Source organism: Methyloceanibacter sp. (assembly GCF_035650995.1).
GTDB lineage: Bacteria > Pseudomonadota > Alphaproteobacteria > Rhizobiales > Methyloligellaceae > Methyloceanibacter.
In genome coordinates, this window is sequence record NZ_DASRGO010000190.1 from 32,247 (window position 1) to 53,084 (window position 20,838).

Consider the following 20,838-nt stretch of genomic DNA (forward strand, 5'->3'; position numbering starts at 1 on the left):
CGCTAGGAAGACAAGGAAAACTGCCATGGCAAAAGCCGCCCATGTAGAGGAAGCCCACCACGACGAGCATCCGCACGGATTGCGGCGTTGGCTCTTCTCCACCAACCACAAGGACATCGGCACGATGTATCTCGTGCTCGCCATGTTCGGCGGCGTTGTCGGCGGGGTGTTTTCCATTCTGATGCGCGCCGAGCTCATGGAGCCCGGCATGCAGATCTTCTCGAACCCCGAGGTGTTCAACGTCCTCGTCACCGGCCATGGGCTGCTCATGGTGTTCTTCATGGTGATGCCGGCGACCATGGGCGGGTTCGGCAACTGGATGGTGCCGCTCATGATCGGCGCCCCCGACATGGCCTTCCCGCGCATGAACAACATCTCGTTCTGGCTCCTGTTCGCCTCGATCTGCCTGCTCGTCCTCTCGCTGTTCATGCCGGGCGCTCCCGGCTCGAACGGCGTGGGCGGCGGCTGGACGATCTATGCCCCGCTCACCACCAAGGGCATTCCCGGCATCGCCATGGATTTCGCCATCCTGTCGCTGCATCTTGCCGGCGCCTCCTCGATCCTCGGCGCCATCAACTTCATCACCACCATCTTCAACATGCGCGCGCCGGGCATGACGCTGCACAAGATGCCGCTGTTCGTGTGGTCGGTGCTCGTTACCGCCTTCCTCTTGCTGCTGTCGCTGCCGGTGCTGGCGGGCGCCATCACCATGCTGCTCACCGACCGCAATTTCGGCACCGCCTTCTTCGACTCCTCGAAGGGCGGCGACCCGCTCTTGTGGCAGCACCTGTTCTGGTTCTTCGGCCATCCCGAGGTGTACATCCTGATCATCCCCGGCTTCGGCATCGTGAGCCAGATCGTGTCCACCTTCTCGCGTAAGCCGATCTTCGGTTATCTCGGCATGGCCTACGCCATGGTCGCCATCGGCGTGATCGGCTTCGTGGTGTGGGCCCATCACATGTACGCGGCCGGCATCAGCGTGAACACGCAGGCCTATTTCGTGTTCGCCACCATGGTCATCGCCGTCCCCACCGGCATCAAGATCTTTTCCTGGATCGCCACCATGTGGGGCGGCTCGCTCAGCTTCCGCACGCCAATGCTGTGGGCGCTCGGCTTCATCTTCCTGTTCACCATCGGCGGCGTGACCGGCGTGGTCCTGTCCAATGCCGGCGTCGACCGTTCCTTCCACGACACCTATTACGTGGTGGCGCACTTCCACTACACGATGTCGCTCGGGGCGGTGTTCTCGATCTTCGCCGCCTGGTACTACTGGTCGCCGAAGATGACGGGCTACATGTACTCCGAGACGCTCGGGAAGCTGCATTTCTGGCTGATGTTCATCGGTGCCAACCTGATCTTTTTCCCGCAGCATTTCCTCGGGCTTGCCGGCATGCCGCGCCGCTACGCCGACTATCCGGATGCCTTCGCCGGCTGGAACATGGTCTCCTCGATCGGGTCCTACATCTCCTTCGCCGGCGTGATCGTGTTCTTCATCGGGATCGCCTACAGCTTCGCCCGCAAGGAGCGCGCTGCCGCCAATCCTTGGGGTCCGGGCGCAACGACCCTCGAATGGACGCTGCCTTCGCCCCCGCCGTTCCATACCTACGAGACGCTGCCGCGGATCAAATGAGGCACCTTTGTGTGAGCCTGCAGCGGGGTTCGACCGCGCTGCCGTGTGCCGATTGGCTCGCCGCCGCGCCGCGGGCCTTGAGTGAGTAGATGATGGCCGAGACGGTCGAAGCGATTGCAGCCGAGCTCGATCCCGCGATAGGAGGCGACGTCGCCGACTATGTCGGGCTGATGAAGCCGCGCGTGATGTTCCTCGTGGTCTTCACCGCGCTGGTCGGTCTCGTCGCGGCGCCGGGCTCGATGCATCCCGTGCTCGCAATCGCCGCCCTCATCTGCATTGCGGCGGGCGCAGGCGCTGCCGGCGCCCTCAACATGTGGTACGACGCCGATATCGACGCGCGCATGGCGCGCACCGCGGCACGGCCCATTCCCCGCGGTCACGTCAGTCCCTCCGAGGCGCGCGCCTTCGGCGCCGTGCTCGCCTTGGGCTCGGTCGTCTGTCTCGGGCTGATGGCCAACTGGCTTTCCGCGGCGCTGCTCGCCCTCACCATCGGCTTCTACGTGTTCGTCTATACGATGTGGCTCAAGCGCGCGACGCCGCAGAACATCGTCATCGGTGGGGCGGCCGGCGCGCTTCCGCCGATGATCGGCTGGGCGGCCGCGACCGGTACGATCAGCCTCGCGCCCGTCATCCTCTTTCTCATCATCTTCGTGTGGACGCCGCCCCATTTCTGGGCGCTCGCGCTGCTCAGGACCCGCGACTACGAGCGGGCCGGAGTTCCCATGCTGCCGGTGGTGAGCGGGGAGGACGCGACCAGGCTTCAGATACTCGTCTATAGCCTCATCCTCGCCCCGCTCAGCATGGTGCCGGCGATCATCGGCCTCGGCGGCACGCTCTATGCGGTTGCGGCTTCGGTGCTCGGCGCGATCTTCGTGGTGCTCGCTTATACTTGCTACCGTGAGCGGGAAGGCGAGAGAGCCGCGCGCGCGGCGAAGGATCTGTTCGCCTATTCCGTGCTCTATCTCTTCCTGCTGTTCGCCGCCATGCTCGTCGAGCAGGCCTTCGGGGTCGGCGGAGCGCTTCCCCTTGTCCGGACGTTGTGATGCAAGATGTCGAAGAGGAGCGCAAACGCCGTCAACGCAAGCGATCGCTGGCCATCGCTTGGGTCTTGTTCGGCCTTGTTGTGCTGTTCTTCATCGTCACCATCGTCAGGCTGGGCGGTCATGTCGCCGATCGGCCAATCTGAGCGAGACGTAAAGCCATGAGTGAACGGGAGCAGGACAGCAAAGCACGGGGAGGGCGCTCCCGTCTGACCGCGTTTGCCCTCACCGGGCTGGTCGCGGCCATGGTCGGCCTCGCCTTCGCCTCCGTCCCGCTCTATCGGCTCTTCTGCCAGGTGACCGGCTATGGCGGTCTGCCGCAGCGCGCCGAGCATGGCGCCGGCAAGGTGCTCGACCAGACCATCAAGATTCGCTTCGACGCCAATGTCGACGGGGCGCTCCCCTGGAGCTTCGCGCCCGATGAGCGCGCCATGACCGTCAAGATCGGCGAGACGGCTCTGGCCTTCTTCAAGGCCACCAACAATTCGTCCGAGCCGGTCACCGGGCAGGCCATTTTCAATGTGGCGCCAGAGCTTGCCGGCCGCTACTTCACCAAGATCGAGTGCTTCTGCTTCAAGCAGCAGACGCTTGCCCCGCATGCAAGCGTCGAGATGCCGGTGACTTTCTTCGTTGATCCCAAGATCGTCGACGACATCGATACCAAGTCGATCAGCGAGATCACCTTGTCTTACACCTTCTACCGCAGCGACAAGGGCGCGGGCGTTGCCGCCGCCCCGGCCGCGGGCAATTCGGGATCATAGTGGACAGTGAGGCGAGTGGGGTCGCCTTCAGGAGCTTTTGAGAAACGGGAGCGAAACATGGCCGAAGCGCACGCCAAACCACAGCACGACTACCATCTCGTCGACCCGAGCCCGTGGCCCGCGGTCGGTGCCGCCGGCGCCTTTACGCTCGCGATCGGCGCGCTGCTCTATTTCATGTCGAAGAAGGCGGGCACCCCGCACCTCTGGTACGTCATTCCTGGCCTCGTCCTCGTCATCTTCACCATGTTCGGCTGGTGGCGCGACGTCATCAAGGAGGCGCATGAGGGCTACGAGACGCCGGTCGTGCAGCTTCACCTGCGCTACGGCATGATCCTTTTCATCGCCTCTGAGGTGATGTTCTTCGTCGCTTGGTTCTGGGCCTATTTCGATGCTGCTCTTTATCCCGACAGCGTGGTCACCTATGCCAGGACCCAGGTGCTCGGCGGGCAATGGCCGCCGGTGCCGAGCGCCGATACCGATGTCGCCGGCCTCGGCTGGTTCGCTCACACCTTCAATCCGTGGGGATTGCCCCTCGTCAACACCCTGATCCTGCTCACCTCGGGCACCACGGTGACCTGGGCGCATCACTCCCTGCTCGAGGGCAACCGGCGAGGCCTCGTCATGGGCCTGCTGTGCACCATCGGGCTCGGCATCATGTTCACCCTGTGCCAAGCCTATGAGTACTCGCACGCCGGCTTCGCCTTCGCCCATCACATCTACGGCTCGACCTTCTTCATGGCCACCGGCTTCCACGGCTTTCATGTCATCGTCGGCACGATTTTCCTGACGGTCATGCTGTTCCGCGCCATGGGCGGTGACTTCACCCCGAAGCAGCATTTCGGCTTCGAGGCGGCCGCGTGGTATTGGCACTTTGTCGATGTGGTCTGGCTGTTCCTGTTCACCTGCATTTATGTGTGGGGTGCAGGGAGCAACTATCCGGCTGGCTAATCGCAGCCGACCGGCGCAATCTCGGGGGGCGGTCTCACCACGGCCGCCCCTTTTTCGTTTGAGGCTATCGCCATGGGCAATGTTGCGACGCGGCCCGAACCGCAATCCTTTGGGGCGACTCTATGGTCGGGGATCGCCGGCCATTGTCCCGCCTGCGGGCGCGGCAAGCTGTTCGACGGCTATCTCAGCCTCGCACCGCGCTGCAATTCGTGCGGGCTCGACTATGACTTCGCCGATTCGGGCGATGGACCCGCCGTCTTCGTCATCCTGGTGACGGGCTTCATCGTGTGCGGCGCGGCGCTCATTGTCGAGGTGCTCTACTCTCCGCCTTATTGGCTGCACGCCCTTCTTTGGGGTTCGCTCGCGATCGTCTTGCCGCTCGTGCTGCTCCGTTCCTTCAAGGGCATCCTCATTGCCCTCCAATTCAGGAACAAGGCCGAAGAGGGCAGGCTCGCCTCGAAGTAGGCCTTTCCCATGCCGCGCAAAGGCTTCGTCTGGTTCACTCTGTTCACGCTCTTCGCCTTGGCGCTCCTGATCGGGCTCGGGGTCTGGCAATTGCAGCGTCTCGCCTGGAAGGAAGGGCTGATCGCCGAGATCGAGATGCGAGCCAAGGGGACGCCGGTCACGCTCGAGGAGGCGGTCGGCGCGGCGCGTGCCGGCAAGGACCCAAGCTACGACCGCGTGCGCGTCAAAGGCCGCTACGACAACGGCAAGGAACGCTACCTCTATGCCCTCTCCGACGACGGGGAACCGGGCTGGCACGTCATCGCGCCGTTCAGCACCGATGCGGGTGACCTCGTCCTGATCGACCGAGGCTTCGTGCCGGAGAAGCTGCGCGATCCTTCGACCCGTTCGGCCGGTCAATTGGAGGGTGAGGTCGAGGTGACGGGGCTCGTCAGGCTCCCGGACAGGCAAGGCCTCTTCACGCCCGACAACGAGCCTGAGGCCAATCGCTGGTTCTGGCGCGATCTGAACGGCATGACCTTTTCGATGTTCCCGACCGCCACCATGCACCCCGCGCCGTTCTTCCTCGAGGCCGAGAAGAGCGATGTGCCCGGCGGCTTCCCCGAAGGCGGCCAGACTCGCCTCGAGCTTCCCAACAACCACCTGCAATACGCGATCACGTGGTTCCTGCTCGCGGGCGCCGTGCTCGTCATCTATATCATTCGCGCCGCGGGTCTTTGGCGCGAGGGTGGGCGGCAGGAAGCGCCGGGCAACGTGGCCGCCGAAGATCGCAGGTGATGCGTCGTTCATGCTACTTCCCGCCCATGTTGCGGGGGCGGCCCCACAAGGCTAGGGTCACGCCCGTAAACCGCCCGATTTCCTGGATTTGAGGTCAAAGGTGAGGTTCATCTCGACGCGCGGCGAGGCGCCGGCGCTCTCTTTCGAGGGCGCGCTCCTTGCCGCCATGGCGCGCGACGGCGGGCTCTTGATGCCGGAGTCCTGGCCGAGCCTCACGCCCGGCGAGATCTCGGCGCTCGCCGGCCTCGACTATGCCGATGCCGCCTACCGCGTCATCAGCCCCTTCCTTAAGGATGATCCCTGCCTTCCCGACCTCGAGCAGGTTTTGGAAGAGGCATATGGCACCTTTCACCACCCGGCTGTGGCGCCGCTCCGCCAGATCGGGCCGAACAGCTTCCTGCTCGAGCTGTTTCACGGTCCGACGCTCGCCTTCAAGGACCTCGCCATGCAGGTGGTGGCGAGGCTCATGAACCGCGCTCTCGTGCGGAGAGGCGCCCATGCCACCGTGATCGGTGCCACCTCCGGCGACACCGGCGCCGCCGCGATCGAGGCCTTTCGCGGGCTTGAGGCGATCGACATCTTCATCCTGCATCCCAAGGGCAGAGTGAGCGACGTCCAGCGCCGCCAGATGACGTCTGCGGCCGAGCCGAACGTGCACAACATCGCGCTCGAAGGAACCTTCGACGACTGCCAAGCCATCGTGAAGGGACTGTTCGCCGATCATAAGCTCCGCGACTCCTTCGCGCTGACCGGCGTCAATTCGATCAACTTCGCGCGCATCGTCGCCCAGATCCCCTACTACTTCACCGCCGGCGTGAGCCTCGGCGCGCCGCACCGCCCGGTCGCCTTCTCCGTCCCAACCGGAAATTTCGGTGATATTTTCGCAGGTTACGCCGCGAGAATGATGGGTCTTGCGGTGTCGCGCCTCGTTATCGCCACGAACCTCAACGACAGTCTTCCTAGGGCGCTTGCCTCGGGGGTCTACGAGCCGCACGGCGTGATTGCCACGTCAAGTCCGAGCATGGACATCCAGCTTGCGAGCAATTTCGAGCGCCTCCTGTTCGAGCTTGCCGGCCGCAATCCTGTTCGCGTGAGGGCGCTGATGGACGAGCTCAGAAATGCCGGCGCCTTCCGCTTAAGCCAATCCGAGCTTCATGACTTGCGCGCGCTGTTTGCGGCTCATTCCGTGGGGGAGCACGAGACGGAGATGACCATCCGCTCGCTCGCTGAGGAGACCGGCGTGATCGCCGATCCGCATACTGCCGTGGGCGTCGCCGCCTCGAGCATGGAGACCGGCCTCGGGACAACGCCGATGGTGGTTCTTGCCACGGCGCATGCGGCCAAGTTCCCCGAGCTCGTCGAGCGCGCCACCGGCCGCGCCCCCGAGCAGCCCGAGCGCCTGCGGCTGAGATTGAGCCAGCACGAGCGCTGCACCACGCTTCCCAACGACTATGCGGCGGTCGCCGATTTCATTACAGGGCGCGCGCGTGCGGGGAATGCGAGGCAATCGCACGGGCGCCGCGCCGGAGTTGGCGCGTGACTGTCGAGCGCTCACAGCTTGCGAATGGTCTGACCGTGATCAGTCAGGCCATGGCCGAGGTCGAGACCGTTTCGCTCGGCATCTGGATCGGCGCCGGCAGCCGGAGCGAGAGCCTCGCCGAGCACGGCGTCGCGCACTTCCTGGAGCACATGGCCTTCAAGGGAACGGCGCGGCGGAGCGCGCGCGACATCGCCGAGGAGATCGAGGCGGTCGGCGGCGAACTGAATGCCGCGACCGGTGTCGACTCGACCGCCTATTATGCGCGCGTGCTACGCAAGGACTTGGACCTCGCCCTCGACATCTTGAGCGACATCATCGTCGCGCCGCGCTTCGACCCCTCCGAGTTTTCGCGCGAGCGCGATGTGATCCTCCAGGAGATCGCGGCCGCCATGGACTCGCCCGAGGACATAGCGTTTGACTTGGCCCAGGAAGCCGCCTTCCCCGATCAGCCGGTCGGCCGCCCGATCCTCGGCACGGCGCGCAGCGTCAAGGGCTTCAGGCCGCCACATCTCGGGGCCTACCTTTCCGCCCACTATCACGGGCCCAACATGGTCCTCGCGGCGGCTGGTGCCGTCGACCACGCGGAACTTGTCGCCGGGGCCGAGCGGCGTCTTGCCACCTTCGATGCCAACAGCGGCCCCGAGCCGGAACGCGCGGTTTATGCCGGGGGCATAAAGCGCTCGGAGCGGCCTTTCGAGCAGACCCATCTCGTGCTCGCCTTCGAAGCGCCCGCCTATCGCCATCCGAACTACTTCGTCGCGCAGACCCTGGCCGGAGCGCTCGGCGGCGGCATGTCATCGCGCCTCTTCCAGGAGGTGCGCGAGCGGCGCGGCCTCTGCTACGCGATCTACGCCTTCGCGAGCGGGCTCACCGACAGCGGTATGTTCGCCATCCATGCCGCTGGCGGCCCCGACCGGGCGCATCAGCTGATCGCCGTCATTCGCGAGGAGCTGATGAAAGCGGCCGATCAGGGCTTCCGCGCGGAGGAGATCGCTCGCGTCAAGGCGCAACTCAAAATGGGGCTGCTCGCCGGGCTCGAAAGCTCGAGCGCCCGCGCCGAGCAGCTTGCCCGCCAGGTTCTGATCCACGGCCGGCCGCTCACCACGGCCGAGTTGATCGAGAAGGTCGAGCAAGTTGAGGTCTCTGACCTGCAAGCCATGGTTGCGGCCCTGCTCGCATCTCCGGTCAGCCTTGCCACGGTTGGGCCCATTCTTCATGTTGCAAGATTCGACAGGGTGGCGGAAAAATTCACAATTCCCGCGAGCCGGGCCGCTTGAAGGGGGTCTTTTGAACCATGGCTTTGTTGCGAGCAGCGTCCGCGAGCGACCTCGGTCCGGTGCTTGAATGCGATCGGGTTGTCTTGCGCACGCCGCAAATGTCCGACTATGCCGCCTGGGCCGAGCTCAGGACGGCGAGCCGCGACTTCCTAACGCCATGGGAGCCGCTCTGGGCTAACGACGAACTCTCGCGCGCCTCCTTCCGCCGCCGGGTGCGCCATTATCTGCGCGATTTGCGCGAGGACGTGGGCTATGCGCTGTTCGCGTTCTCGGCCACGAGCGGAGCCTTGGTAGGCGGGCTTACGCTGTGCAACGTGCGGCGCGGGGTGACGCAATCCTGCACTCTCGGCTATTGGGTCGGCGCCAAATATGCCCGTCAGGGCTACATGACCACCGCGGTCCGCGCCGTCATCCCCTTCGTTTTCGACTCGCTCGAGCTGCACCGACTTGAGGCGGCGTGCCTGCCGACCAATGCTGCCTCGATCAAGCTTCTGGAGAAAACCGGGTTCCAGCGGGAGGGTCTTGCCCGCCGTTATCTCAAGATCAACGGCGTCTGGCAGGATCACCTGCTTTACGCGCTGCTCGACACCGACATACGCCGCTAGCGCCGTCGGGCAGCGTTAAACACGAGACGGGGAGGGTGGGTCAGTTGAGCGGCTTCAAGCGAGAGCATGCGGCCGCCTGGCTTCGCCGCCCGGGGGAGCGGCAACGCGCGTTCGCGCGCGCGGCGGTGCTTGCTCTTTTGCTTCTGCCCTCGTCGTTCGCTCAAGCCGTCGAGGCAATCAAGGTCACGCCCGACCAGCAGAACATCGACATCACCGCCAAGGGTGAGCTCTACGAAGGCCGCGGCGACAAACTCCAGATCGAGACGGCGCCGGGTCCCGACGGCTATATCGGGCGCATGGCCGTGCAGGCCGCCCATCCCGGCACCAATCCGAGCTGGGTCGTGTTCGCTCTCACCAACCCGACCTCCGACCCGATCGTGCGCTGGCTGGTCGCCCCGCGCTACACGCTGGCCAATTCACGCGTGTTCTGGCCCGACCTCGATTCCCCCCGCATCGCCGCGGTGACGCCCTCTCTCGGCTTCCGCCCCGAGCCGCTCAAGAGCGATCGCGCCGACATGTTTCGCCTCAATCTCGAACCGGGACAGACGGTCACCTTCGCCGCGGAGCTCAGCTCGGCGCAAGTCCCGAGTCTGCATTTGTGGGACCCCAACGCCTATCAGGCCAAGCAGCAAGACCGCATGCTGTTCAACGGCGTGCTCCTCGGCATCACCGGGTTGCTGGCGATTTTCTTGACCGCAATTTTTGCAGCCAATCACCGCGCCATCTTTCCCGCCACCGCACTCGTGGCCTGGGTGGCGCTCGTCTATTTCTGCGTCGATTTCGGCTTCTGGAACAAACTCTTCCCCGTAGGGCCGGACCGTACGGCGCTTTACCGCGCCGCAGCCGAGGCGGGGCTCGCCGCAAGCCTTGTCCTCTTCCTCTACACCTTCCTCCGTATCGGTCTTTGGCACAGCTGGATCAAGACGCTCTTCTGGGGATGGATCGCGGCGCAATTCGCGCTCGTCGCCTTTGCTGTGATCGACCCGGCCCTCGCGGCGGGGCTCGCCCGAATTTCCACCATTGCGATCGCGGGGGTCGGCACCGGGCTGATCGCCTTTCTCGCCCTGCGCGGCCAGGACCGCGCGCTTTCCCTCATTCCGAGCTGGCTGCTCCTGATCGTGTGGTTGTTCGGCGCCGCCATGATCGTGCTCGGTAAGCTCTCCGGCGACATCGTCATTTCTGGACTGGTCGCGGGCCTGGTGCTTATTCTCGTCCTGCTCGGCTTCACGGTCACCCAGTTTGCCTTCCGCTCGGCCGGCGGGCAGCTTCAGCTCGGGCCGCCGAGCCTCGTGCAGATGAAATCGCTCGCTGTCGATGGCTCGGGCGCCCATGTGTTCCAGTGGAGCGCCGGCAAGGATCAAGTCATCGTGGCCGAGGAGGTCGAGAGGGACCTCGGCTTCGATCCTGGCGCGCTCAACGTCTCGGTCGACGAGTTCCTGCAACAAATGCACGCCGCCGACCGCGAACGCTTTCGCCTGATGCTGTGGTCGTTGCAGGAGAAGCAGGGCGGCGATCTTGTGCTCGATTTCCGCCTGCGCCGCCACGACGGCACCTATCTCTGGTACGAACTGCGCGCCCATGCGGCGCCGAGCGAGAACACCCGGCTCTTGCGCTGCGTCGGTCTGATGCGCGACGTGACCAGCCTCAAGCGCGCGCACGAACGGCTCATGCACGATGCCGTGCACGACAGCTTGACCGGACTTCCCAACCGCGAGCTGTTCATGGATCGCGTGTCCGGCGCCATCACCCGCGCGCGCGAGGGCCAGGGCGGCCGCCCGACCGTGCTGTTCATCGACATCGACCGCTTCAAGAACGTCAACAAGAGCTTCGGCCTCGTCATCGGCGATTCGATGCTGCTCACCCTCAGCCGCAGGTTGGCGCGCCACCTCAATCCGCAAGACACGCTCGCGCGCCTCGGCGGCGACCAGTTCGCCATCCTTCTCATCTCGGGCAGCGACCCGCATCAGGTCGCGACGCTTGCCGAGCGGGTGCGCCGCGCGCTCCGGACGCCGATGAAGATCAGCAACAAGGAAATCATCCTCACCGCCTCGATCGGCATCGTCGTGCACGACGGCACGCAGGCAACCGCGCAGGACCTCGTGCGCGAGGGCGAGATCGCCATGTTGCGAGCCAAGCGCTCAGGCGCCGACCGCATCGAGATTTTCAATCCCGCCATGCGCGGCGAGGACGAAAGCAAGCTCCCGCTCGAAAGCGACCTCCGGAAGGCGATCGAGCGTCAGCAGATCGCCGTTCTCTATCAGCCGATCACGCGGCTCGCGTCGAACCAGCTTGCCGGCTTCGAGGCGTTGCTGCGCTGGGATCACCCGACCCGCGGCCGCCTCGGCCCCGAGGACTTCATCCCCATCGCCGAGGAAACCGGTCTGATCGTCGAACTCGGCAGCTATGTGCTCGGCCAGGCGCTCGAAGAAGCCGTGCGCTGGCACAAGGTGCTGCCGCGCGAGCGCGACCCGCTCTTCGTCAGCGTCAACGTGTCGAGCCGCCAGCTTTTCCGTCAGGACATGGTGCAGGAGATCAGGCTGATGCTCGCGCGCGAGACGGTGCCCAAAGGCACGCTCAAGCTCGAGATCACCGAGTCGCTCGTCATGGAGAACCCGGAGCGCGCCGTCGAGATCCTGACCTGGCTCAAGAGCTTCGGCGCGAGCCTCGCGCTCGACGATTTCGGCACGGGCTATTCCTCGTTGAGCTATTTGCACCGCTTCCCCTGCGACACGATCAAGGTCGATCGTTCCCTGGTGCGCGACAGCGGCCTCAACGGTTCGGCACCGCTCATCTTGCGCTCGGTCATCGCGCTGGCCCACGAGCTCGGCAAGGAAGTCGTTGCCGAGGGCGTCGAGACGGCGGCCGATGCCGCTTATTTGCGCTCGATCGGCTGCGAATACGGCCAGGGCTTCTATTACGGAGAGCCGATGGCCCCCAAGGAGGTCGCCGATCTCCTCGCCGCTCTCGCCACCCATCGCAAGCGCAGACAGCGCGAGAGGGCGAGGGCGCAGCCCAATGCTCCTAAGGGCATGGAGGTCCAGCCGGCCGCCGCGGCGCCGCTCCAGGCACTGCCGGTGCCTCGTCCGACGTCCTAAGCGTGGCCTGAATCGCTCACCAGGCGGAACGGATCGATGCCAATCTTGCCGAGCGCGCGGCCATATTTGCGGTCGATCTCGGGATCGAAGATCAGCTCCGGGTCGGCCGGACAGTTGAGCCAGCCATTGGCATGGATTTCGTTCTCGAGCTGCCCCGGTGCCCAGCCCGCATAGCCGAGGGCGAGCAGCGCCTTGTCGGGACCGGTGCCCTTGGCGATGTCGCGTAAAATGTCGATGGTCGCGGTAAGGCACACGCTCTCGTCGATCGGCAGCGTGCTCTCGGCCTTGAAGTAGTCGGCGCTGTGCAGCACGAAGCCGCGCCCCGTCTCGACCGGGCCGCCGAGATGCACCGCCATGCCGGTGAGACCCTCGGGAAGCCTGATGCGATCGGCGGGCGGCACGATGTTGAGCTGCTCGAGCAGCTCGGTGAAATTGATGTTCGGCGCGCGCTGATTGATGATGATGCCCATCGCCCCGTCGGCCGAGTGCGCGCACATATAGATGACCGCGCGTGTGAAGCGCGGATCTCCCATCGTCGGCATGGCGATTAGCAGCTGACCGTCGAGATAGCCTTCGCGATGCGGCCGGTATGCGGTGCGGGCAGGCATTGGATTAGACTACAACAGTTCTGACGCTTGGGAAGAGGAAACGCTCAATTAACGGCAACAGAGGCATTTTCGCCGCAATTGCCCTCACAAAAGAGTGACGCCTTTGCACGCGCTGCGAGTCGCGCAAGCTCCCTCCTCCCGCTAGAGTTCGTCGGCCAGAAATCCTCCAAACCATGCACGAGCCTCACACTTCTTCTCGCTGTCTTGCGTGGGCATTCGCACTGGCGCTCGCCTTATTGTGCCTCGCCGCAGTGGGCGGAGCGCACGCCGCAAGCCAAGGCGAGTCAGCCTGGGTCGCCTCGACCGATTCCAAGGCACGCCTCGTCTCGGGCACGCCCGAGGTCGACGGCAAGCCAACGCTCATGGCCGGCGTTCAGCTCCGTATGGAGCCCGGCTGGAAGACGTATTGGCGGAACCCCGGTGACTCCGGGGTCCCGCCGAGCTTCGACTTCAAGGGCTCCAAGAATCTCAAGCAGGCCGAGCTGCTCTATCCGGCGCCGCACCGCATTGCCGAGGCGAACGGTACCGCCATCGGCTACGAGGAGGAGGTCGTTTTCCCGATCAAGGTCACGCCGGAACGGGACGGCGAGCCGGTCACGCTCAAGCTCGCCTTCGAGTACGGCCTGTGCAAGGAGCTCTGCGTGCCGAACGAGGTCGATCTCGAGCTTCTCGTGTCTCCCGGCGACGGCAAGGGCGATGCGCTCCTTCTCGAGAATGCGCTGGCTCAGGTGCCGAAGGCAGCAAGCCCAGATCACTTGCCTGCCGTCGAGAGCGTGACCGCGGACCTCAACGCGCCCAAACCCACGATTGCGATCGATGCGACATTCCCCGAGGGCGCGCGCGGGACCGACCTCTTCATCGACGGCGGGGACGCGTACGTGCCGATGCCCAAGCCGGAAACCCCGCCCATCGACGGCAAGCAGCGCTTCTTGGTGAGCTTCGGTTCGGCGGCAGAGGCAGCTTCCGTCAAAGGCAAGACCTTGACCCTGATCCTCGTCTCGGACCTCGGCGCGACGGAAACGAAGTGGACGGCGAAATAGGGCCTCACTTGGCCGGGCAAGACCGAGCCGCTATGGTGCGGTCTGACGGAACGAAGACCCGGAGGAGAACGATGAGCATTGCCAAAGGAGACCGTCTGCCCGAGGCTACCTTCAGGATCATGACGCAGGACGGCATCAAGACCCTGACCACAAACGAGATCTTCGCCGGCAAGAAGGTCGTTCTGTTCGCCGTGCCCGGCGCCTTCACGCCCACCTGCCACCAGAAGCACCTGCCGGGGTTCATCGAGAGCGCCAAGAAATTCAAGAAGGCAGGCGCCGACACCGTGGCTTGCGTCGCCGTGAACGATCCCTTCGTGATGGCGGCCTGGGAGAAGAAGTCGGACGGCAAGGACAAGGTTCTCTTCCTGTCCGACGGCAACGCCGAGTTCACCAAGAAGATCGGCATGGATTTCGACGGCAGCGGGTTCGGCCTCGGCACGCGCTCGAAGCGCTACGCCATGTTCGTCGACGACGGCGTGGTCAAGATTCTCGACGTCGAGGAATCGCCGGCAGCGTGCGAGGTGACCAGCGCCTCGCATCTTTTGGAGCAGCTCTAGCCCTCGTCGCCGCTTCTCTTGCGGCGCCCGGCAAGGAACGGCGCCATGCCTTGGCGCGCGAGTTCGTCGGCGCGCTCGTTCTCGTCATGGCCGTGATGACCTTTGACCCAGTGCCAGCGAATGTCGTGCTGGCTCGCCGCCTTTTCGAGTTCCTCCCAAAGCTCGGCGTTCTTCACCGGCTTCTTGTCCGCCGTGCGCCAGCCGTTCTTCTTCCAGCTCTTGATCCAGCCTGTGATGCCGCCGCGGAGATAATTGGAGTCGGTGTAGAGCTCGACCTCCGAAGGTCCCTTGAGCGCCTCAAGCGCCTTGATGGCGGCGGTAAGCTCCATGCGGTTGTTGGTGGTCAGGGGCGCGCCGCCGCAAAGCTCCTTGCGGTGCTCGCCAGACTGAAGGATCACCCCCCAGCCGCCCGGTCCTGGATTGCCCGAGCAGGCGCCGTCGGTATGGATGATCACCTTGGGCTTCGCCATGCTCAGTGCTTCCCAAGCCCATAGTCGCGGTAGGATTTGACGCGCTGATGGAACCTCAACTTGCGCAAATATTCGTTGGGGTCCTTGAACCGAACTAGCGCGTTCTCGTCGGTGTTCAACCAGTCATAGGTGCGGGTCAGGAGGAAGCGCAGCGCCGCACCGCGCGCGAGCAGCGGCAGGCTTTTGAGCTCGGCCTCGCTCAAGGGCCGCACGCCTTCGTAGGCCTGAAGCAAAGCGCGTGCCTTGGTGACATTGAAGCCGCCGTCTGACTCGAAGCACCAGGCGTTGAGGCAAACCGCGACGTCGTAGGCGAGCGCATCGTTGCAGGCGAAGTAGAAATCAATCAGCCCCGACACCTTGTCGCCGAGGAAGAAGACGTTGTCGGGAAAGAGGTCGGCGTGGATGACGCCGTCGGGCAGGTCGGAGGGCCAGTTCTGCTCGAGAAAGGCAAGCTCCTTGGTGATCTCGGCGGCCAGTCCCGGGACTACCTCGTCGGCGCCCGCGCCGATGTCCTTGCCGAGCGCGCCCCAGCCGGGAAGCGATAGGTCGTTGGCGCGAAACATGGGGAAGTCGGCGCCGGCGAGATGCAAGTGAGCGAGCGCATCGCCGAGCGCGTGGCAATGCTCCATGTTCGGGCGCCTTACCCACAATCCATCGAGGAAGGTGATGAGCGCGGCGGGGCGTCCGGCGAGCTCTCTCAGCGTCCGGCCTGAGCGGTCCTTCACCGGAAGCGGGCAGGAGATGCCACGCGCCACGAGATGCTGCATGAGCCCGAGGAAATACGGCAGGTCCTCACGCCGCACCCGCTTCTCGTAGAGCGTCAGGATGTAACGTCCGCTCTCGGTGTTGACGAGGTAGTTCGAGTTCTCGACGCCTTCGGCGATGCCCTTGAACGAGGTCAGCGCGCCGACATCATAGCTGGCGATGAATTCCTCGAGCTCCTCGTCGGAGACGTCGGTATAGACGGCCATCTAGAGCGCCGGCGCCTCCCGGAGCTCGCGCGGAAGTTTGAAAGCGACGTCCTCCTCGGCCGTGGTCACCGTTTCGATCCGCGTGGCGAAACGCGCCCTGAACGCGTCGATGATCTCCTCGACCAGGACCTGGGGGGCCGAGGCTCCGGCGGTGAGTCCGATGGACCTGATGTCTTTGAAGGCGTTCCATTCGATCTCCGCCGCGCGCTCGATCAAGACCGCTTGCGGGCAGCCGGCGCGCTGCGCCACCTCGACCAGACGGAGCGAGTTCGAGCTCGTCGGCGAACCCACCACGATCATGCGGTCGCAACAGGGGGCGATGCGCTTGACTGCGTCCTGGCGATTGGTGGTGGCGTAGCAGATATCGCCCTTGCGCGGCGTGATCAGCTTGGGGAAGCGCTCCTTCAGCACGGCGATGATCTCGCGCGTATCGTCGACCGAGAGCGTGGTCTGGGTCAGCACCGCGAGGCGATTGGGGTCACACGGCGCAAAAGTGCGAGCGTCCTCGATACTCTCGATCAGATGTACCGCCCCCTTGGGCAATTGACCCATCGTGCCGACGACCTCGGGATGGCCGGCGTGTCCGACGAGGAGAAGTTCGCGGCCATTGGCGAAGTGCCGTGCGGCCTCGACATGGACCTTGGCCACCAGCGGGCAGGTCGCGTCGAGCACAAACAGACGCCGCCGCGAGGCCGCCTCAGGCACGGCTTTCGGCACGCCGTGGGCCGAAAAGATGATCGGCGCGTCGGTCTCCGGAATCTCGTCGATCTCCTCGACGAAGATCGCGCCCTTGGCCTTGAGATCCTCGACCACGGTGCGGTTATGGACGATGGCATGGCGCACATAGACCGGTGCGCCGTAGCGCTCGAGCGCGAGTTCGACAATCTGGATCGCGCGGTCGACGCCGGCGCAAAAGCCCCTGGGAGCCGCCAGATAGATGGTCAGCTCGGGGCGATCGCCTATGCATCCGTTCGATTTCGGCATGCTCGTCATTTTTGTGCCAGGGAAAGGGTTAAGGGTGGCAAAAGCGCGTCAAGTCGGACCTTGTGGCGCTTACCGAGTACGGATAGGTTGGCGCCCATTGCTGGAGACCGGCAGCTCGCAAAACCGAGACAATAAGCCGAGCCCGGGCATATCAGGCGGGGATGCCTGGCATGTCAAGCCAAGGACGGGGTGAGTTGAGGCGTTTCAACGCTGTTTGGTGGCTGCGTACCTGGCCGCTGGCCGGGCTCCTTGCCGCACCCTTTTGCCTGTCGGGCTGCGCCGTTTCCAAGATTTCCAATCCCTTCAGTGCCGGTAGTCCCGACACTTCGGCTTCTGCCGTCACCGAGGACCGGCTGCTTGAAACCGCCAAGGCGGATTCCGGCGCCGATCTGCCGGGCGGAATGAGCGCGCATTGTCCGCAAGTGGTGGCGTGGCCGCGCGACCGGCTCCTGACTATCTACCAGCCCGGCCATGTCGGCGACACCCTTGCCGTGATTCACCGCGGCGAGATCACCAAGATGGCGCGCGAGTGCCAAGTCTATGCGGACCGAGTGGTGGTGCGTTACGGCTTCGCCGGCCGCATTCTGCTCGGGCCCAAGGGCGCTCCCGGGACGGTCAATATGCCGGTCAGCATTCGCGTCGCCGGCACCGACCAGAAGACGCTGGTGACCGACAAGATGACCGTCTCGGCGACCGTGCCGCCGAACGATCCTGCGGGATATTTCTCGATGGTGCGCGAAATCGCCTTCCCCATCCAGGTCGGCACGCGGCCCGAGGACTATAAGGTGTTCATCGCCTTCGACCGCACGCAGCCCGGCGCGGGCTAGTCTCGCTCCGCCTCATCCGGGCTCAATCGCCGACCGCCGCGGCCCGCCATGATCGAGCCCCGCAGTTTCCACCTTGGCGCCCCAAAATCGGTCTGCCGGGCTGTTAACCACTTTGCCGTCCGGGCCCAAGCGGCCGCTCGCGGTTTGGGCGCGATGATTTAAATCGGCGCGACCGGGGAACCTTGGCGAGGTCTCGCGGTTGGAAACGCCAAAGAGGGAATGCGGCTTGACGAGAATGGGTCTGCTGTCTCGCGACAGTCTCTTCTTTCGCCGTGGCGATTGCCGCTCTTCCTCGCGTTTCAGTCGCGTCAGTGAACTGCTCAGGTGATGCGAAGCCTCCCAACGCCCGAAGACGCGAAAGGGAGACTCATTCGCCAAAGGGGGAGGGCCGTCGACCGGCCCTGGACTTTCATGGCGCAGCTCAACGTCGTCGCCCAGAGCGACAAGACCGGAGATCATCGCCAGAGCGGAGACAAGCCGAGTGGCGCGCGCATCGGACCCATTCAGCCTCAGGTGCAGCGAGCGCCGCGCTCGCCCGAGGCGAGGAAAGAAGCGGTCCGCCGCGCGGAGCAGGCCGCCGCGACGCGCGTAACCCGATTCGAGGCCCAAGCGCCGGAAGCCCGGCCTGCTCCGACCGCCTTTCGGCTCTCGCAAGCAGCCTGGCTACGCATCCTCTTCATCGGGCTCATTCTCGTCGCGCTTGTCCCGAACGTCACGCTCGCGATCGTGCTTTGGCTCGGCCTGATCGACCCGCCGTGGTCGAAGCAAGAATCCCCGTCACCGCCGGCGGCTGTGCAAGTGTCGGCCCCCGCGGCCGTGCTCACCGTGCCGGCGACGCTCGAAGCGATTGCGGGCGAGACGATTGCCCTGCCGCTCGCTCTCGACGGCACCGACGGCGTTCCCGCTCGCAGCATCATCGCCCTCAAGGGGCTGCCGCCGGGGAGCACGCTCTCGGACGGACGGCCCTACGGCGATACCGAATGGAATCTGAAGCCTGACCAGATCGGCGACCTGCACCTCGCCGTGCCCGCGAATGCGGAAGGCGAGTTCCACTTGAGAATCAGCCTGCTTGCGCCGGACGACAAGAGCATTGCCGACACCGAGACGGCGCTGAAGGTGTCGCCGGTGCCGAAAGTGTCCGTGGTTCACACCGAGCAAATTTCGGCCGATTACGCCGAGACACGGGCCGAAGCGGCGGACGAGCCGAACGAAGACGACGGCTCGCGCGCAGGCGGAGAGGTCGCGCCGGCACAAGATGCGCAAGCCGAAGCTGCCGTCACGGAAAGCGGCGATACGGCGTCTGCTGCATCAGAGTCCGTCGATACCGGCAAAGAACCGTCGCAATGGGTCACGCCCTCGGCCTACGTCAATCTCCGCGAGCAGCCCTCGTCGTCGTCGCGCGTGGTCGGCGTGATCGCCAAGGGCACCAGAGTGCCGGTGCTCGACCGCAAGCGCGGCTGGGTCAAGGTCAAGAATCCAGCGAGCGCCGACACGGGCTGGATCTATAGCGGCTATGTCGGCGGAGGGGGCCACGCCCGGCCGCGCAAGCGCGCCGAAGCCGCGCCAGCGCAGAAGACCGAGCAGTCGTCGTCATTCTGGAAATGGCTGCTGCAATGAACCTGAAGCGGAAGGCTAGTTCAGCTTGGTCCTAAGCGCCGCGACGCCTTGCGTGACGAGGCCGTCGGCAAGCTCGGGGGTGAGCTTCGCCTTGATCACCGCCTGCGCCGCGCTCACCGCGGCCTCGGCCGCAGCCACTCTCACCTCGCGCAGAGCATCGGCCTCGGCGCGCGCGATCTTGTCCTCGGCGAGCTTCATGCGCCGCTCGAATTGCTCGGCCATCGAGGCTCGCGTCTCGGCGGCCATCTCCTCGGCCTCCTTCTTGGCGAGGCTGATGATGGCTTCGGCCTCCTTAACCGCGCCGCCCTGCTTGCGCTTGTAATCGGCGAGCACCTTCTCGGCTTCTTCGCGCAGGTGTTTGGCCTCGTCGAGCTCCTTGGCAATCGCCGCGGCGCGCGCGTCGAGCGCGGTAGCGACCTTCTTGTGCACGCCGAGATAGATCACCCCGCCGAGGAAGATGAAGAACGAAACGGCGACCCAGAATTCCGGCTCGAAGATGAAGTCCATGGCTCAGCCCTTCCGCGCCGTGTCGACCGCCTTCTCGACCTCGGCCTTGGCCGGCGCGACTCCGATCAACCGGCGCACGATGTCGGCGGCGACGTCGGCGGCCACAACGTTCACGTCCTTCATCGCCGCCGCCTTGGCCGCAGCGATGCGCGCCTCGGCCTCTTCGCCCTTCTTGGCAAGGTCCCGCTCGAGCTTCTCGCGCTCGGCCGCGAGCTCCTCCTTCAGCTTGCCACGGCCCTCCTCGATGATCGCGTGCGCCTTCTGCTTGGCCTCCGCGAGCGCCTGCTCGTAGGCCGCGATCGCCTCTTCGGTCTGGCGCCTCAGCCGGTCGGCTTCGGCCAGGTCCTTGGCGATATGGGCGGCCCGCGCGTCGATCACGCCGCCGATACGCGGCAGCGCCACCTTCACCATCAGGAGATAAAGGACGCCGAAGGTGATGACGAGCCAGATGATCTGCGGCGCCCAGTCGAGCGGATTGAGTTGCGGCATGGCGGCGTCGCGGCCTTCTCGGCGCGCGTCCCGGACGGTTCTAGAACACGAACAGGATGATCAGCGCCACCACGAGGCCGAACAGGCCCGTGGCTTCGGCGAGAGCGAAGCCGAGCAGGAGGTTGGCGAACTGGCTCTGCGCCGCCGAGGGGTTGCGCAACGCGCCCTGGAGATAATTGCCGAAGATCGTGCCGATGCCGACGCCGGCGCCGACGAGGGCGATCGAGGCGAGACCCGCACCGATCAATTTTGCTGCTGATGGATCCATTTCACTCTCCCTTGTGACGAGATTGGCTGGTGATGATGACTAGTGATGCATGTGCAGCGCATCGTTGAGATAGATGCAGGTGAGGATGGCGAACACATAGGCCTGGAGGAATGCGACCAGAATCTCGAGCCCAGTGAAGGCGACCATGAAAGCAAGCGGGGCCCATCCGCCGAGCAGGCCGAGCGCCACGACGAAGGCGCCGAACACTTTCAGCATGGTGTGGCCGGCCATCATGTTGGCGAACAAACGCACTGACAGCGACAACGGGCGGGTGAGGTAGGAGATCACCTCGATCACCACGAGCAGCGGCAGCATGACGAAGGGCACGCCCTCGGGCACGAAGAACTTGAGGAACTTCGCGC

23 protein-coding genes are annotated in these 20,838 nt (G+C 64.9%); 15 read left to right on the plus strand and 8 right to left on the minus strand.

Features of this window, described 5'->3' with window-relative positions; translation table 11 throughout:
- The first annotated feature begins 25 nt into the window (after nt 1–25).
- From ctaD to VFB18_RS14285, 11 genes are all read left to right on the plus strand, one after another.
- Nucleotides 26–1,630, plus strand: a complete 1,605-nt coding sequence (ctaD, locus tag VFB18_RS14235) for a cytochrome c oxidase subunit I (RefSeq protein WP_324976678.1) — start codon at nt 26–28, stop codon at nt 1,628–1,630.
- 92 nt (nt 1,631–1,722) lie between these two features.
- Complete coding sequence (locus VFB18_RS14240; protein WP_324976681.1) at nt 1,723–2,673, plus strand: heme o synthase; 951 nt, start codon at nt 1,723–1,725, stop codon at nt 2,671–2,673.
- The gene (locus VFB18_RS14245) at nt 2,673–2,816 is read left to right on the plus strand and encodes a hypothetical protein (RefSeq protein ID WP_324976684.1); all 144 of its coding nucleotides are present in this window, start codon (nt 2,673–2,675) and stop codon (nt 2,814–2,816) included. Before VFB18_RS14240 ends, VFB18_RS14245 begins: the two co-directional genes overlap by 1 nt.
- Before the next feature lie 15 nt (nt 2,817–2,831).
- Nucleotides 2,832–3,431 carry a cytochrome c oxidase assembly protein gene (locus tag VFB18_RS14250; RefSeq protein ID WP_324976687.1) on the plus strand — a complete coding sequence of 200 codons (600 nt, stop codon included), beginning with the start codon at nt 2,832–2,834 and terminating at the stop codon, nt 3,429–3,431.
- A gap of 57 nt (nt 3,432–3,488) precedes the next feature.
- A complete protein-coding gene (locus VFB18_RS14255) occupies nt 3,489–4,379 on the plus strand; it encodes a cytochrome c oxidase subunit 3 (RefSeq protein WP_324976690.1) in 891 nt (296 codons plus the stop codon).
- 72 nt (nt 4,380–4,451) lie between these two features.
- Nucleotides 4,452–4,844, plus strand: coding sequence for a DUF983 domain-containing protein (locus VFB18_RS14260; RefSeq protein ID WP_324976693.1), 393 nt, complete (start codon nt 4,452–4,454; stop codon nt 4,842–4,844).
- 9 nt (nt 4,845–4,853) lie between these two features.
- Entirely contained in the window at nt 4,854–5,621 is a 768-nt protein-coding gene (locus tag VFB18_RS14265) for an SURF1 family protein (RefSeq protein ID WP_324976697.1), read from the plus strand.
- Between the two features lie 100 nt (nt 5,622–5,721).
- A complete protein-coding gene (gene thrC, locus VFB18_RS14270; RefSeq protein ID WP_324976701.1) occupies nt 5,722–7,161 on the plus strand; it encodes a threonine synthase in 1,440 nt (479 codons plus the stop codon).
- Nucleotides 7,158–8,438 (plus strand): pitrilysin family protein, encoded by a 1,281-nt coding sequence (locus VFB18_RS14275; RefSeq protein ID WP_324976704.1) that lies wholly within the window; start codon nt 7,158–7,160, stop codon nt 8,436–8,438. The genes thrC and VFB18_RS14275 overlap by 4 nt, the downstream gene beginning before the upstream one ends.
- 17 nt (nt 8,439–8,455) lie before the next feature.
- Complete coding sequence (locus VFB18_RS14280; protein WP_324976708.1) at nt 8,456–9,043, plus strand: GNAT family protein; 588 nt, start codon at nt 8,456–8,458, stop codon at nt 9,041–9,043.
- Nucleotides 9,044–9,087: 44 nt separating this feature from the next.
- Complete coding sequence (locus VFB18_RS14285) at nt 9,088–12,138, plus strand: EAL domain-containing protein (protein WP_324976711.1); 3,051 nt, start codon at nt 9,088–9,090, stop codon at nt 12,136–12,138.
- Here VFB18_RS14285 and VFB18_RS14290 read toward each other — a convergent pair.
- Complete coding sequence (locus VFB18_RS14290) at nt 12,135–12,746, minus strand: YqgE/AlgH family protein (RefSeq protein ID WP_324976713.1); 612 nt, start codon at nt 12,744–12,746, stop codon at nt 12,135–12,137. The genes VFB18_RS14285 and VFB18_RS14290 overlap by 4 nt on opposite strands.
- Nucleotides 12,747–12,982: 236 nt before the next feature.
- Between VFB18_RS14290 and VFB18_RS14295 the strand changes: the two genes are divergently transcribed.
- Both VFB18_RS14295 and VFB18_RS14300 read left to right on the plus strand, forming a co-directional pair.
- Nucleotides 12,983–13,786 (plus strand): protein-disulfide reductase DsbD domain-containing protein, encoded by an 804-nt coding sequence (locus VFB18_RS14295; protein ID WP_324976716.1) that lies wholly within the window; start codon nt 12,983–12,985, stop codon nt 13,784–13,786.
- A 71-nt stretch (nt 13,787–13,857) separates the two neighbouring features.
- A complete protein-coding gene (locus VFB18_RS14300) occupies nt 13,858–14,343 on the plus strand; it encodes a peroxiredoxin (protein ID WP_324976719.1) in 486 nt (161 codons plus the stop codon).
- Here the strand turns inward: VFB18_RS14300 and rnhA are convergent.
- Genes rnhA through ispH form a run of 3 tightly spaced genes read right to left on the minus strand, consistent with a single transcriptional unit; the run spans nt 14,340 to nt 16,777 of the window.
- On the minus strand, nt 14,340–14,813 hold the full coding sequence (rnhA, locus tag VFB18_RS14305) for a ribonuclease HI (RefSeq protein ID WP_324976722.1): 474 nt from the start codon (nt 14,811–14,813) through the stop codon (nt 14,340–14,342). The two genes, VFB18_RS14300 and rnhA, sit on opposite strands and share 4 nt — an antisense overlap.
- A gap of 2 nt (nt 14,814–14,815) precedes the next feature.
- Nucleotides 14,816–15,784, minus strand: a complete 969-nt coding sequence (gene thrB, locus VFB18_RS14310; RefSeq protein WP_324976725.1) for a homoserine kinase — start codon at nt 15,782–15,784, stop codon at nt 14,816–14,818.
- Nucleotides 15,785–16,777 carry a 4-hydroxy-3-methylbut-2-enyl diphosphate reductase gene (gene ispH, locus VFB18_RS14315; protein ID WP_414675762.1) on the minus strand — a complete coding sequence of 331 codons (993 nt, stop codon included), beginning with the start codon at nt 16,775–16,777 and terminating at the stop codon, nt 15,785–15,787.
- A gap of 185 nt (nt 16,778–16,962) precedes the next feature.
- Here ispH and VFB18_RS14320 point away from each other — a divergent pair, with 185 nt between their 5' ends.
- Entirely contained in the window at nt 16,963–17,595 is a 633-nt protein-coding gene (locus VFB18_RS14320; protein WP_324976731.1) for a hypothetical protein, read from the plus strand.
- Nucleotides 17,596–18,006: 411 nt separating this feature from the next.
- Nucleotides 18,007–19,212, plus strand: coding sequence for an SH3 domain-containing protein (locus tag VFB18_RS14325; protein WP_324976734.1), 1,206 nt, complete (start codon nt 18,007–18,009; stop codon nt 19,210–19,212).
- A gap of 15 nt (nt 19,213–19,227) precedes the next feature.
- On the opposite strand, the gene VFB18_RS14330 is transcribed toward VFB18_RS14325, so the two are convergent.
- The 4 genes from VFB18_RS14330 to atpB all read right to left on the minus strand — a co-directional run.
- Entirely contained in the window at nt 19,228–19,719 is a 492-nt protein-coding gene (locus VFB18_RS14330) for an ATP F0F1 synthase subunit B (protein ID WP_324976737.1), read from the minus strand.
- A gap of 3 nt (nt 19,720–19,722) precedes the next feature.
- Nucleotides 19,723–20,208, minus strand: a complete 486-nt coding sequence (locus tag VFB18_RS14335) for an ATP F0F1 synthase subunit B (RefSeq protein ID WP_324976740.1) — start codon at nt 20,206–20,208, stop codon at nt 19,723–19,725.
- A 40-nt stretch (nt 20,209–20,248) separates the two neighbouring features.
- A complete protein-coding gene (locus VFB18_RS14340; protein ID WP_324976744.1) occupies nt 20,249–20,476 on the minus strand; it encodes a F0F1 ATP synthase subunit C in 228 nt (75 codons plus the stop codon).
- Between the two features lie 39 nt (nt 20,477–20,515).
- Nucleotides 20,516–20,838, minus strand: a 323-nt coding sequence (atpB, locus tag VFB18_RS14345) for a F0F1 ATP synthase subunit A (RefSeq protein WP_324976747.1), incomplete at its 5' end; no start/stop codon positions are given.

What these genes read in the sequence shown, in the direction of transcription:
- ctaD (WP_324976678.1), top strand. Translation starts at nt 26, where the DNA reads ATGGCAAAAGCCGCCCATGTAGAGGAAGCCCACCACGACGAGCATCCG.
- VFB18_RS14240 (WP_324976681.1), top strand. Translation starts at nt 1,723, where the DNA reads ATGGCCGAGACGGTCGAAGCGATTGCAGCCGAGCTCGATCCCGCGATA.
- VFB18_RS14245 (WP_324976684.1), top strand. Translation starts at nt 2,673, where the DNA reads ATGCAAGATGTCGAAGAGGAGCGCAAACGCCGTCAACGCAAGCGATCG.
- VFB18_RS14250 (WP_324976687.1), top strand. Translation starts at nt 2,832, where the DNA reads ATGAGTGAACGGGAGCAGGACAGCAAAGCACGGGGAGGGCGCTCCCGT.
- VFB18_RS14255 (WP_324976690.1), top strand. Translation starts at nt 3,489, where the DNA reads ATGGCCGAAGCGCACGCCAAACCACAGCACGACTACCATCTCGTCGAC.
- VFB18_RS14260 (WP_324976693.1), top strand. Translation starts at nt 4,452, where the DNA reads ATGGGCAATGTTGCGACGCGGCCCGAACCGCAATCCTTTGGGGCGACT.
- VFB18_RS14265 (WP_324976697.1), top strand. Translation starts at nt 4,854, where the DNA reads ATGCCGCGCAAAGGCTTCGTCTGGTTCACTCTGTTCACGCTCTTCGCC.
- VFB18_RS14280 (WP_324976708.1), top strand. Translation starts at nt 8,456, where the DNA reads ATGGCTTTGTTGCGAGCAGCGTCCGCGAGCGACCTCGGTCCGGTGCTT.
- VFB18_RS14290 (WP_324976713.1), bottom strand. Translation starts at nt 12,746, where the DNA reads ATGCCTGCCCGCACCGCATACCGGCCGCATCGCGAAGGCTATCTCGAC.
- VFB18_RS14300 (WP_324976719.1), top strand. Translation starts at nt 13,858, where the DNA reads ATGAGCATTGCCAAAGGAGACCGTCTGCCCGAGGCTACCTTCAGGATC.
- rnhA (WP_324976722.1), bottom strand. Translation starts at nt 14,813, where the DNA reads ATGGCGAAGCCCAAGGTGATCATCCATACCGACGGCGCCTGCTCGGGC.
- thrB (WP_324976725.1), bottom strand. Translation starts at nt 15,784, where the DNA reads ATGGCCGTCTATACCGACGTCTCCGACGAGGAGCTCGAGGAATTCATC.
- ispH (WP_414675762.1), bottom strand. Translation starts at nt 16,777, where the DNA reads ATGACGAGCATGCCGAAATCGAACGGATGCATAGGCGATCGCCCCGAG.
- VFB18_RS14325 (WP_324976734.1), top strand. Translation starts at nt 18,007, where the DNA reads ATGGCGCAGCTCAACGTCGTCGCCCAGAGCGACAAGACCGGAGATCAT.
- VFB18_RS14330 (WP_324976737.1), bottom strand. Translation starts at nt 19,719, where the DNA reads ATGGACTTCATCTTCGAGCCGGAATTCTGGGTCGCCGTTTCGTTCTTC.
- VFB18_RS14335 (WP_324976740.1), bottom strand. Translation starts at nt 20,208, where the DNA reads ATGCCGCAACTCAATCCGCTCGACTGGGCGCCGCAGATCATCTGGCTC.
- VFB18_RS14340 (WP_324976744.1), bottom strand. Translation starts at nt 20,476, where the DNA reads ATGGATCCATCAGCAGCAAAATTGATCGGTGCGGGTCTCGCCTCGATC.